The sequence below is a fragment of the Psychrobacter vallis genome (assembly GCF_904846715.1).
GTDB classification, from domain to species: domain Bacteria; phylum Pseudomonadota; class Gammaproteobacteria; order Pseudomonadales; family Moraxellaceae; genus Psychrobacter; species Psychrobacter vallis.
Map to the genome: position 1 here is coordinate 24737 of NZ_CAJHBU010000020.1, position 13375 is coordinate 38111.

The 13375-nt window shown below is 42.5% G+C and carries 10 protein-coding genes; 7 read left to right on the forward strand and 3 right to left on the reverse strand.

From position 1 onward, the window contains the following. Window positions 1-78 precede the first annotated feature (78 nt). A complete protein-coding gene (ettA, locus tag JMY02_RS11440) occupies window positions 79-1740 on the reverse strand; it encodes an energy-dependent translational throttle protein EttA (RefSeq protein WP_201598405.1) in 1662 nt (553 codons plus the stop codon). A gap of 447 nt (window positions 1741-2187) precedes the next feature. On the opposite strand from ettA, the gene JMY02_RS11445 reads away from it, so the two are divergent. From JMY02_RS11445 to JMY02_RS11460, 4 genes are all read left to right on the forward strand, one after another. Further along, on the forward strand, window positions 2188-3390 hold the full coding sequence (locus tag JMY02_RS11445) for a flavin reductase family protein (protein WP_201598407.1): 1203 nt from the start codon (window positions 2188-2190) through the stop codon (window positions 3388-3390). Between the two features lie 180 nt (window positions 3391-3570). Continuing rightward, entirely contained in the window at window positions 3571-5001 is a 1431-nt protein-coding gene (locus tag JMY02_RS11450) for a fatty acid desaturase family protein (RefSeq protein ID WP_227678496.1), read from the forward strand. A gap of 179 nt (window positions 5002-5180) precedes the next feature. Beyond that, on the forward strand, window positions 5181-5474 hold the full coding sequence (locus JMY02_RS11455; protein ID WP_201598409.1) for a GNAT family N-acetyltransferase: 294 nt from the start codon (window positions 5181-5183) through the stop codon (window positions 5472-5474). A 561-nt stretch (window positions 5475-6035) separates the two neighbouring features. Next, window positions 6036-6329 carry a 4a-hydroxytetrahydrobiopterin dehydratase gene (locus tag JMY02_RS11460; protein ID WP_201598411.1) on the forward strand — a complete coding sequence of 98 codons (294 nt, stop codon included), beginning with the start codon at window positions 6036-6038 and terminating at the stop codon, window positions 6327-6329. Between the two features lie 105 nt (window positions 6330-6434). Here the strand turns inward: JMY02_RS11460 and JMY02_RS11465 are convergent, their stop codons facing one another. Continuing rightward, the gene (locus JMY02_RS11465) at window positions 6435-6590 is read right to left on the reverse strand and encodes a DUF1328 domain-containing protein (RefSeq protein ID WP_021814049.1); all 156 of its coding nucleotides are present in this window, start codon (window positions 6588-6590) and stop codon (window positions 6435-6437) included. A 506-nt stretch (window positions 6591-7096) separates the two neighbouring features. Between JMY02_RS11465 and JMY02_RS11470 the strand changes: the two genes are divergently transcribed. From JMY02_RS11470 to JMY02_RS11480, 3 genes are all read left to right on the forward strand, one after another. Next, complete coding sequence (locus JMY02_RS11470; RefSeq protein WP_201598420.1) at window positions 7097-8377, forward strand: saccharopine dehydrogenase family protein; 1281 nt, start codon at window positions 7097-7099, stop codon at window positions 8375-8377. Window positions 8378-8859: 482 nt separating this feature from the next. Then, window positions 8860-9687, forward strand: coding sequence for a hypothetical protein (locus JMY02_RS11475; RefSeq protein ID WP_201598422.1), 828 nt, complete (start codon window positions 8860-8862; stop codon window positions 9685-9687). A gap of 389 nt (window positions 9688-10076) precedes the next feature. After that, window positions 10077-10577, forward strand: coding sequence for a hypothetical protein (locus JMY02_RS11480; protein WP_201598423.1), 501 nt, complete (start codon window positions 10077-10079; stop codon window positions 10575-10577). Between the two features lie 98 nt (window positions 10578-10675). On the opposite strand, the gene JMY02_RS11485 is transcribed toward JMY02_RS11480, so the two are convergent. Continuing rightward, the gene (locus JMY02_RS11485; protein WP_201598425.1) at window positions 10676-13207 is read right to left on the reverse strand and encodes a Tex family protein; all 2532 of its coding nucleotides are present in this window, start codon (window positions 13205-13207) and stop codon (window positions 10676-10678) included. Window positions 13208-13375 lie beyond the last annotated feature (168 nt).

The following is a 13375-nucleotide window of genomic DNA, read 5'->3' on the forward strand; positions in this document are numbered from 1 at the left end:
CCTTAAAACAAGTATAAAAAAAGACCTCTAATCATTAGAGGTCTTTTTTATTGGATGTAAATATATTAATTAGAAGTATTAGTTCGTAATCTTTTTATACTTCGCACGCTTAGGACTGGCGTCATCACCCATGGTCTTTTTGCGATAGGTTTCAAACTCAGAGTAGTTACCATCGAACCAAACCGGACCTTCATCTTCGAATGCCAAAATATGGGTGGCAATACGGTCAAGGAACCAGCGATCATGCGACACGACCATTACTGTACCAGGGAATACTTGAATCGCATCCTCTAGCGCACGTAAGGTTTCGATATCCAAATCGTTTGAGGGTTCATCAAGGAGCAATACGTTTGCGCCCTGCTTTAGTGTCTTCGCCAGTTGCAAACGGTTACGCTCACCACCTGATAGTTGACCGACACGCTTTTGCTGGTCTGAGCCTTTGAAGTTAAAGCGGCCGATATAAGCGCGGCTTGGCGTCGTATAGTCACCAACCGTAATAATATCAAGACCGTCAGACACTTCTTCCCAAACAGTTTTGTCATCATCTAAATGATCACGTACCTGACCCACATAGGCCACTTTGACACTTTCGCCCAAATCGACTGAGCCAGTATCTGGCGTATCACGCTCAGTAATCATGTTAAATAGCGTGGTTTTACCCGCACCATTTGGACCAATAATACCGACGATAGCACCCGCTGGCACGTTAAAGGTTAAGTTTTCATACAATAAACGATCGCCAAATGATTTGGAGATATCATTTATTTCAATGACTTTATTACCCAAACGAGGACCAGGTGGAATATAGATCTCGGCCGTTTCATTACGCTGTTGGAACTCGGTTGAGTTCAATTCTTCAAAACGCTGTACACGAGATTTAGACTTGGCCTGTTGGCCTTTTTGATTTTTACGAATCCACTCAAGCTCTTTTTTCAGCGCTTTGGCAAATGATTCTTCTTGCTTATTCTGCTGCTCTAAACGCGTATTCTTTTGCTCTAGCCACTCAGTATAGTTGCCTTCATACGGATAGCCATGGCCACGGTCAAGCTCCAAGATCCACTGAGCAACATTATCCAAGAAATAACGGTCATGGGTAATGGCAACGATGGTACCGCTGTAGTTTTGCAAGAACTGCTCTAGCCACGCGACAGACTCGGCGTCCAAATGGTTGGTCGGTTCGTCAAGTAATAGCATGTCAGGGCGTGACAATAGTAGACGGCATAATGCCACACGGCGTTTTTCACCACCTGACAGTTTGCTAACATCCGCATCCCATGGTGGTAGACGTAGCGCATCAGCCGCTTTTTCTAATTGGTTGTTTAAGTTATGAGCGTCCCATGATTGGATGATGTCTTCCATCTTGCCTTGCTCTTCAGCAAGCTTATCAAAATCGGCATCCGGTTCAGCGTATTCTGCATAGATGGCATCTAGACGAGCCAACGCATCTAAGGCTTCGCGCATACCATCTTCGACATTACCACGCACGTCTTTACTGTCATCAAGCTGCGGTTCCTGCGGCAAATAACCGATTTTGGTGCCCGTTTGCGCGCGGGCTTCCCCACTGAATTCAGTGTCGACGCCTGCCATGATGCGTAGCAAGGTTGATTTACCTGAACCATTGATACCCAAGACACCAATTTTGGCACCAGGGAAAAACGATAAGTTGATGTTTTTTAAGATTTCACGCTTAGGCGGAACAAGTTTTGACACGTTGTTCATCGTGTAAATATATTGAGCCATTAACACTCCGATAGACTGCATAGAAGAGAACAGCAAATGCAACTCAGCGATGATGCCAAGCGTGCTGTACCTCAAAATCAGGGTTACAAATTATAGGTCATTATCGCATTGTGGCGCATACCCTGCAAGCTGACAGGTCGTTTTAACACCTGTTTTGCTACTTTTATCGTAGAGAACCACGCTTCATCCATAAAAGCTGGTAAAAACCTTCAATCAAGATTATAAGTTAATATTCTGATTCATTACTGTTTTATAAAGTCCACAAAAAATAGCATTAAACCTTTCGAAAATTTAATCAATAGTCGTTAAAATATTAGACCAACTTAATAAAATGACATGCTTTAATTAGAATTATATTCAACAAAATCACTTAAAGTTTGATGTAAAATTGGTTATATCACTCACTCACAAGCATTTATCCACAAGCATTAAAAAGGTAATAAGCTTATGGCCACTGGCTATCGCCCTGAAGTCATTCAACGTGCGTTTGTCGATTTTGTCGGGTCACGCTTACATCCGTTTTGGTCACTGACGGCACCGAAGCTACGTCTTTTAAGGCGGTATGCACTGAGTCAGGACTTAATAGCGCTACAGTTTGAGACCAATCAGGCTTTTAGACAGCAAGCATCTGACTGGCAAGGTGGTCAATATCTTAATTTAAATGTGCTTATTGATGGCATTTATCATCAGCGCAGTTATTCATTGGTGGGTTTAGCGCACCAGCCGCTCTGGTGGCAAGATGATATTCATGATAAATCGCGCAAAAATAGGTCGAACCTTACGGTTACAATCGCTGTAAAACCGCAGGGATTGGTATCAAATTACTTAACCAAACGTATGCCACTTGGTACGACTCTTAATAGTAGTGTCCCAAGTGGCTCATTTACCTTGGCGCAAGCATCATTAACTCAAAGCACCTCGACTGATAAGCACGCTACCGCAGCCACGCTTAAACAGCCAGCATCATTATTGTTTATCGCCGGTGGCAGCGGCATTACGCCAATGCTGGGACTCATCACGCAAGCGCTGCAATGCCAGTATGAAGTAACTTTATTACATTACAATCGTACGGTACTACTTGAGAAACAGTGGCAACAATTGGCTGCCATGTATCCAGCTTTTACTTATCATCTGATTAATACCGAAGATGCCAATAGTTATTTGACAGGCACGCGACACTTGAGCACAGACAGCTTATTGGCACTAGATTTGCCATTGGCAGATACGCAGATATTTGCTTGCGGTTCGCGCGCTTTATTGACTGGCTTATACACTGCGACAGATAAGATAAGCTTGCCCAATGGTAAGCAATTGCGCGACCACGTGATTGTAGAAAACTTTGGTAATGTTTTGCCTAATTTTTATAGTGATCAAACGCACGATAAAGCAGAAAAACCAGACAAGCAGACAATTTATCTGCGTACACGGCAGCGGCAGTTTAGCAGCGACACCACATTATTGATGGCTGCTGAAAAAGTGGGTATTCGCTTGACCCACGGTTGCAGGCAAGGTATTTGCCAATTGTGCCGCTGCCATAAAATCAGCGGTGTGGTCAAAAATATTCAGACAGGCAAAATGAGCAGCGATGGTGATGAATTTATCCAAACCTGCATCAATGTTGCCATGACGGATATCGTATTGGATGTTTAAATAGACTGCTATAGTCGATGCCATTTAATAAAGTGATACAAGTTTATATAGTCAAATCACAAGCACTGATACAACAGAAAAATAGCCTGACGTTACGTCATGCTGTATGCTAAAAATTAGACAACTCATTGAACCAAACCCATTATTCGTTATTTGAGTGGTTTCGGTTAAGGACTATTTATGCGCTTATTACCTCCCATGAACACCGCCCACTCTGCTGTGCCAATTTTGACGACACTGACGGATGCTCAACTGGCGACGCAAGAAAATCTCCCGCTGAAACCACAACCCACCCATTCGCATCATGCGTATACGGCAATGAATGGAAGTGGCTTTCGTAAAAGCGATCCTTCTCAGCCTATGCGCTACCCTACGTTGACTGGCACTCCACTAACAAAAGCACAGACAGAAGCGTTGGGGGAAGAATTACAAGCAATCTATCAAACCGTGATGGATTCGTTAGGTAGCGATGACGCACGATACATTCAACGGGTGTATGCTACAGTGGTCTATAGTGAACTGGTCGCACGTGGTTTACTTGCCACAGCAGGTCGACTGTCGTCACGACGCGCGCAAGTGGGTACTTGGCTACTAGGTACTTCTTTGCTCAGCTTTAGCAAAATACTCAACAATATGGAGCTTGGTCATAACGTCATGCATGGCCAATACGACTGGATGCAACATCCGCATCTCAATAGTCAAAAGTTTGACTGGGACAATGTCTGCGCCGCCCCGCTATGGCAACATTCTCATAATTACTTACATCACACCTTTACCAATATTGTTGGCCGCGATCATGACGTGGGCTATCATTTGATTCGAGTGACAGATGAGCAGCCTTGGACACCAAGCGACCGCTATAATCTGCTTAGTACGGCAGTATTGGCATTTGGGTTTGAGTGGGCAGTTGCCTTTCATGATATTCAAATCAGTGTGGAAGAGTATGCCGACTCACCTGAGCTGCACAAAACAATGCAACAAAAATCGCGTGCATTGTTTGCCAAAATCGCACGGCAAGTGGGTAAAGACTATATAGCGTTACCCGCTACCGTAGGACTGACACTGGGTCGAGGCAGTGCCATCAGCACACTAAGCGGTAATATGACTGCCAATGTTGCTCGTAATCTTTGGACATGGGCAGTGATTTTTTGTGGGCATTTCACAGAACAAGCGCATATTTATACGCAGCTTGATCCCAATGAGAGCAAAGGCGATTGGTATGTGCGCCAGATTTTGGGTTCCAGCAATATCCAAGGCAGTAAATGGTTTCATATTTTGACGGGTAATTTATCGCATCAAATTGAGCATCATATCTTCCCTGATATGCCTGCTCGCCGCTATGCCAGTATTGCTCCGCAGGTACAGGCTATCTGCCAAAAATATAATTTAGCCTATAATACGGGGCGCTTTGGTACGCAGTTTCGACAAGTAATGGGACGTATCCATCACTTTAGCAAACCGAGCAAGCAAGAATGGCAAGCTTATACACAATCAGTATCAAATGCAGACAGTATGAACTCTCAAAATATCGAACTAGAGGCGCAAACTAAAAAGGGGCTTGGACGGTTTTTGCCTCCGATCGTCCGTCAAGCTATCTCCTACGCGTGGTAGCTGATTTGATTAACACCTGATGCTCTTACGTTAAGTATCTAGCGTGTTGAATGCTAATTGTTCATACTAAAACTCATTTAGAATTTTATAGCAGTGGGTTTTTATGGCTATTATTGCTATCACGACCAACCTAAAAACGATAAAAGTTTGATTCTACTATTTAATAATGGAGAGTTTACATGAGCAACCAAAATCCTAAATCAAATCTAGATATTACTCACAATCAAGCAGCGAAGCGTTTTGAGGTGTCTATCGACAACCAAATTGGTTATATCAGCTATCAAGAGCGTGACGGTAAATTGATATACGACCATACTATCGTACCGCAAGAACTGGGCGGACGTGGCGTTGGTTCAGCATTGGTCAAGCACGCGCTTGATTATGCCCGCGAGCAAAATAAAAAAGTGCGACCACAATGTTCATTTGTGTCGTCCTACATCAGCAAACATTCTGAATATCAAGATTTGGTATAGTCCAACATAATTCAGTCTTCAACAGACCGTTTAATACATCCTAATATCGTTTTAAATATTTGATAGCTTCAACTCAGCTGATATATTCAAACATTCATATGACATTGCCCTCCTCTTTATTTGCAGTCTACGATTATATTTTTTCAAATATATAGAAAGGCGGCAAATATAGGTGGGTCTTTTATCCTATACTAATTATAGAATAAAGTTTATTCTATAATTAGGGCGTGTCTTCATTTCAAAAATGGTGATAAAAATGAGATAAATTGCCGTCAAACAAGAAAAATAGCGCAGATAATATCGGGATATTAATCAGCTATTTGACGATGTTTGGCAAGATTTAGCCATTTTTAGCCCATTTAGATGACTATCGAGTGAATTGAAGACATGCCCTAGTATACTTGATCCACTGTGATACCTATCCCAAAATTAGAGTAGTAAACAAGGCTATTGTCAGTCTTACGTATGGTTGAATAAACCAGTTTGACGCAGCTTATCGTATTTTTGGGGTTTGGTATAATTTTAATAAACCAATCCAACATAACAATAAAGGTTATTAATATGAGTAGTTTATCGGACAAACAAATCAATTTGCAGCTAGAAGATCTGGCAGGTTGGCAGCGTGACGGTAATGGTATTGTCAAAAGCTATCATTTTGCCGACTTCATTGAAGCCATGAGCTTCATGAACCAAGCCGCTTTTCATGCTGAAGCGCTAGAGCATCATCCAGAATGGCAAAACACTTATAACGTGGTAAATGTACGATTGACCACGCACGACACCGGCGGTATCTCCAGTCTAGATATCCGTCTAGCGAAACGCATGGAGCACATTTTGCAGCCAAAACATTTTTAGACCTGTACGCTTGTTATCCAATTGACGACTCAACATGCTTCAATAAAACACAAAAAAGTCCTCAATTGAGGACTTTTTTATTCGTAAATACGATATGGTTTACGGTTACATCTTGCGACTGACAAATGCAACGATGAACAAGATAACGGCCACTGCTAAAAAGATATATGCCAAATTGGCCGATAAACCAGCAACACCGCCGAAACCTAACAAGCTCGCTAACAGTGCAATGACTGCAAAAATAATAGCCCAACGAAACATAACTTTCTCCTCAAATTTTTGTCAAAAAACCAGATGAATAAATTCGTATAGTAAATTTTAAGCAAACCTTTACTACTAATATCCGTTTTTATCTATCTAGTGATGTTTTTTCTAACTTGTTGTTTTAATACCAATCACAATTGCTTACAGCCATAGATTAGCAATGTTTCTCTTCAAAAAACGTTCGTTTTAGTAATAATGTCAGTAGGTTATGTAATTTTTGTAGCAAATCTTAGCATTTTGCCATTTTTACCTCGCTTTATAGGATTTATGTGTGTACATGGTTAGCTATTACTGAATAGCACGTCTTTCTATCCTATAATCTGCTATAAATATAATAATAGGTAATAAGTATTTCCTGCGTATGACAGTCTTTTAAAAGATCGCTATTAGTAAAACACAAGTTTTAGCAATAAAAACTGGGAAATTAAATAGACTCTTAACTTATATATATGATTTGGCCTTGGGTTAAATTATTTACCAAACCCTTATTAAGGATAATAAATATGGACAACAATACGGATACCTTAAGCATGCAACAGAGCAGTAGTGAAAAGCGGTCTTATGCAATCATTTTATACGGTGCGACAAGCTTCGTTGGAAAGATCACAGCGCATTATTTATCAGAATTTTTAGCCAACGCAAAAGGCAAGAATGGCGCTAATGTTGCTTGGGCGATAGCTGGACGTGACGAAGATAAATTGCAGCAATTGCAGTCTAAACTCACCAGTAACGTCGATATTATCGTGGCTAATAGTAATGAGGCGGCCAGTCTTGATCAGATGACCAAACAAACTCAGGTGATCATTTCAACCGTTGGCCCCTATCTGAAATATGGTGAGCCTTTAATCAAATCTTGTGCTGACAATGGCACAGACTATGTCGATCTCACAGGCGAAGCTATTTTTATCAAAGACATGATGGACAAATATCAAGACACTGCCAAACAAAGCGGCGCTCGTATTGTCAACTCCTGTGGCTTTGACTCTATTCCTTCAGATTTAGGCGTTTATTTTACCCAAACCAAAGCAGAAGAAAAATTTGGTGACGCTTGCGATGTGATTCACATGCGGGTAAAAGCGGCCAAAGGCGGTTTATCTGGTGGCACTATTGCGTCGATGGCCACTATCTTTGAAGAAGTCGGAGAGGATAAATCCCGCCGTAAGCAAGTTGCCAACCCTTACTTGCTCAACGATGATAAAAACGCCCCAAGTGTACGCCAAGATAATATCAACAAACCACAATATGACAGCGAACACAAACGCTGGCTTGCGCCTTTTGTTATGGCAAGCATCAACACGCGTATCGTCCATCGCACCAACCAATTGCTTGGCTATGAATATGGCCGTGACTTCAAATACGATGAAGCAATGTGGATGAAAGACGGGGTAAAAGGTCAACTATCGAGCTATGCAATGAGTGCCGGCTTATTTGGCTTTGCGACAGCCATGATGATCAAACCGAGCCGTGAATTACTGTCTAAGCATGTGCTACCCAAGTCAGGTTCTGGACCTTCTGAAGAGGAACAAGAAAACGGTTATTTCGATATTCGGCTCTTTGGGCAAACGGCCAAAAAAGAAACCATTAATACCAAAGTAATTGGTGACAAAGACCCCGGTTATGGCAGCACCTCACGCATGCTAGCTCAAGCGGCATTATGTTTGGCACAAGATATTAGTAAAGAGGATGTCGTTGGCGGCTTTTGGACGCCCGCCTCTGCTATGGGCGACAAGCTCTTAACACGTTTAGAAGATCATGCAGGTCTTAGCTTTGAAGTTGTCGATTAATAGAACGCTTAAAATCGTTTAGCTATAGACTTTAGTATTTATTATTTTAATGACCGCATCTTGCTTTCAAGGTGCGGTTTTTTATTATCCCAACTTTCAGTTTAATTATAAACAATGTTAACGAATAATAATACCGTAGCATTTTGGTGAATGATGTTGCCGCTTTTCGATTTTTCAATACATTATGCTACACATTCTTAGCGTAATGTCACAGTTACATTGCAGCGATTGTCATAGGATAAAACAGGTCATGGCTTTATTCTTATGACGTTATATTTAGCGTACTGGCTTTAAGAAGTAGGACAATACTTTAAAAATAAGCCTTTCTAAAAATAAGTAATGAATTCTATAAAGGTAAATGCCAATAAAAGAAGCCCCTTATAAAAAACGCTTCAAAAACAAACTTCGCTGTGTAATTTGCGCGGTTTGTATTTGCAATCTTCTACAGTCAAAAATTAATCTATCATTGAGAGGAAACTATCATGAAATTGAATCTACTAACAGCCGCTGTAATGACCTCAGGTCTTGCTATGTTCGCTAGCTCTGCCAACGCTGCCATGACAACCGACGGGCATGGCAATAGTGGTTATGACAGCTATGAAGAGTGTGTCACAGCCGTCAAAAATGGCTACGCCAAATTCTATACACCTTACACGTATCAAAACCCTAAACGCCAAGCTGGCGAAGTAACTGTCAAAAAGATGCGCTTGTCAGATGTAATGATTCCGCAAAGTGTGGTTGATAATAATAGCTTGCATACTAATGATTACTCTGCTGGTGCTTGCGATCTAGGCGTAGGTCAATCAAACGGTCGTTACGGTGTTTCAGGTGCTCTAGTGGGCAAATATGTGCCTATCGCGGCCGATATGCCAGTCAATGTTTATATGGACAGAGCCGGTAATCCTGTACGTCTAACCATGCAGCAGTGTGACAACCATTTTGGCAGTAAATTCCCAACACCCGTTATCAGCGAAGTCAAAGCGCCAGAAGCACAAATGGCCATTACCGAAGTACGTATTATGGAACCCGTCATTGTTGAAACCACTCGCGTCATTCGTCCTACCAAGTACAGTGTTAAGGGCGTTATCATTGCCCCAGAAGATCAAATCAAACGTTTGAATACCACTCAAGGCACAGCAGTTGCTGTTGAAGGGGTAAATCGTACTGTTATAGTCGGTGAACAAGCGGACGCGAACGTGATTAATAACATCGAAATTGATCAAACGTTTCCAGTCATTCGGGTCCCTAACGTTGACAACCAACAACGTACTGTTGACCCAAGCACGGGCAAGTATATTATTATTGAATAAAAAACTAGCGAAAAACTTAGCTTAATTCTATACGAAATATGAGAATGACGTTTTCATAACGTCACAATCATATACCAAGCTGTTAGACTTTTAATCTATGTACTACTGAATGATTGAGTACTTAGTTGCTACTCTCGCACTTGGAGTTTGTAATTGATTTAGGTTGGCTTATAAAACTCTTCACCAAAATGGATCATGATAATCGCTTAACGATTATCATGATTTTATTTTTTCTAAAGCTTTAATGTTAGAAATAGTAAATATATATATTTGAAATACTAAATCAATTTTTAATATATATTTTTGCTAAATAGAATAATGCTGAATAAGAGTCAAGTTTGAACCCTTTTAAACTGACATTACAAGACTATAAATTAAGGAATTCATTAATGAAAAAACGTACTCTACCTTTATCGCTACTCGTTGCCGCCACGCTTACTATTCCGAGCTTGGCAATGGCTGCTCCTAATAATACCGCAACTACTGCCACAACTGCACAAGTAGACATGCAAAGCGCAAAAGCAGCAGCAGACATGCGAGCAGCGCAAACGGCATCTGCTAATAATGCCATCGGGACGGAGCGCGCAAATGCTAACAGTGCAAACGCAAACCAATCTAATCCGTTTGTCATTAATGAGACGCAAACTATCTCAAGAGCTCGTGTTAATAGCAATGCTCCAGTGAACAACAATGCCAATCAACGAGCAATGCCTACTGAGCTACAAATTCAACAACAACAAGAGATGGATCTACAAGCCCAACAACAAGTTATGCAAGAACCCGAAGAAGACATGTTGCAAGAAGGCATGGTAGAGCCAGAAGAAACCTTATTACAACAAGATATGCAAGATCCAGAGGAAGACATGTTACAAGAAGACATGGTCAATTAGAACAACCCGTATTTTTTCTAAGAGATGTTTTCTAGATCAATATAAAAAAGGCAGCCATTAGGCTGCCTTTTCTTATTTCTAATAACAAGTAATACCAATTATTTCTTAGATTTAGTGATGCCCGCTTCTTTCAACAAAGCACCAAGCGTACCCATTTTACTAGGAGTTCCAGCTTTATCCGCTTTTGGCGTCGGCGCTTTGCTACGAGTATCGGTACCGACTTTGTCCTGACGATTGCCACGCGGCTTTGACGAGCGCTTGTCAGTTGCCGGACGATTGTTATTGCTACGTGGGCGACTGGCTTTTTCATCATTAGCTGTATGTGCCTCAGAAGATTTTGCTGCTGGGCGAGCTGGCTTTTCAGCTTCAGGCTTCATACTAAAACCAATACGGCCACGTTTTTCGTCGATAGAAATGACACGTACCGAGATAATATCACCTGGTTTTACGCGGTTCATCGGATCTGCCACAAAATCGTTGGCCATCTGTGAGATATGAACCAGACCATCTTGATGGACGCCGACATCGACGAAACAACCAAAGGCAGTTACGTTAGTGACAACACCTTCTAACGTCATCCCTTCGCTAAGGTCTTTGATACTATTGACATCATCACGGAAATTGGCCGTCTTAAATTCGGGACGGGGGTCACGTGCAGGCTTCGCAAGTTCATCTAGAATGGCTGTTACACTGATATTATCGTCGTGAGCTGTAAGCGCAGTGGTATCAATAGTATTTAACACCCCATCGTTACCGATGATTTCTGGTAATGCTTTACCCGTTTGCGCCAATAAGCTATCAACCAAGGCATAGCTTTCAGGATGCACCCCTGTCGCATCTAGTGGATTGCTACCATTATGGATACGTAAAAAACCTGCGGCTTGCTCAAACGTCTTAACGCCTAAGCGCGGAACGTTTTTCAATGACTCGCGGCTATCAAATGCGCCATGCTCTTTACGATAACTCACGATTTGCTGCGCGACGTTTTTATTCAAACCAGCAATATGCGCCAAAATCGCAGGACTGGCGGTGTTCACATCGACACCAACGGCATTTACGCTGTCTTGAGTCACTTTATCCAAGCTATCGGCTAGCTGCGTTTGGTTCACATCATGCTGATACTGACCCACACCAATGGCTTTTGGATCGACTTTGACCAACTCTGACAATGGATCTTGCAAGCGGCGGGCGATGGATACTGCTCCGCGTACCGAGACATCTAAGTTCGCCAATTCATCACTGGCCAGCTCACTGGCTGAATAGACAGAGGCGCCAGATTCATTGACGATGACAGCTTTGGCTTTTAGCGCATCATTGGCCGCTAAAATCTCTTTAATCATGGCGTCTGTTTCACGACTTGCCGTGCCATTACCGATAGCCACTAGATCAACGTTATAAGTGCTTAACAAGTCATCGATTACCGATTTTGCTGCAGTCATCTTATTATCAGGGGCAAACGGATAGACTGTTGCCACAACAGGCTTGTCGGCGCTATCTAGCATGACATGACCTTGGGCATCGACAATAGCCATTTTGACACCATGACGAATACCAGGATCCACGCCCAAGATAACTTTACGACCAGCAGGCGCTGACATCAATAAGTGCTGCAAGTTATTGGCAAAAACATCAATGGCATCGGCTTCAGCCGTCAGACGCTTTTCAGTTAATAAGCGGTGCTCGATATGCGGACGCCATTTGTCTTTCCACAAGCTACTGGCCGCTTCTGCCAAAAACTCGCGGCGGGCAGCAGGTGCTTTGGCATCGACATCAAAATGACTGATTATTTTTTCGATAAAAGGGGCATCTTCCCCTTCGATCTTTAGACCCAAGACGTTTTCTTGACGACCACGTAACATCGCTAACAGGCGATGATTGGGCAGACGCGCAAGGCTTTCGCTATGCTCAAAATAGTCTTTGAACTTCTCACCGACTTCACGTTTTTCATCACTGGCAACGGCAGACACGATACTGGCCGTTTTGGCAAATCCACTGCGCAAATTGTCCAGCAAGCCTAGTGCTTGTGTCCATTCATCAACGATAATGGCCTGCACACCAGCGAGCTGCTTATCGATATCGCTAAAATCAACCTCGATCTCATTACCACTGTCATCGGTAATGCTAGATTGCACTTGATAGTCGGCCAGCGCGTCCGTTGGAGTCATATCTTGCGTCAAGACTGCTTGTGCGGCAACGTCGAGACCAGCAGCACGAGCTTTAGCAGCGGGTGAACGGCGGCGGGGACGATACGGCAGATAGATGTCTTCAAGCTCAAGCTTCGACGTCGCATTATCAATGCGCGTCTGTAGCTCGTCGGTCAAATTGCCTTGCGTGCTCAATAGCTCAGTAATTTTGAGGCGACGGGTGGCCATGTCACGCTCATAATTGAGAGACTTCTCTAACGCTCGCAATTGCGCATCGTCTAGATTCTGCGTTTTTTCTTTGCGGTAACGGGCAATAAACGGAACAGTCGCGCCTTCATCGTAAAGTTTGACAAACGCATTGACTTGAGCAGTCTTAATGCCAAGCGCGCGAGCAAGCTTGTCGTGAATATTCGCGTGTGTGGTTGCATCCAAAACCTGTGCATTTGTCGAGGTTTGAGATGGCGTTAAGGTATCAGTGCTACTCATATACGTATCAATCGTTGAGAAATGTAGCTTTGCATTATAGCAAAAGCTGCATGAATAAAAATCCTTTTTATCTTTTCGTTATTTATCGCGTGTTTTGTAGCAAAAATCGTCTCATATCATAAGTTCTGTCGCCTTGTTAAACAAACGCATACAGCATTTTTCCTTATG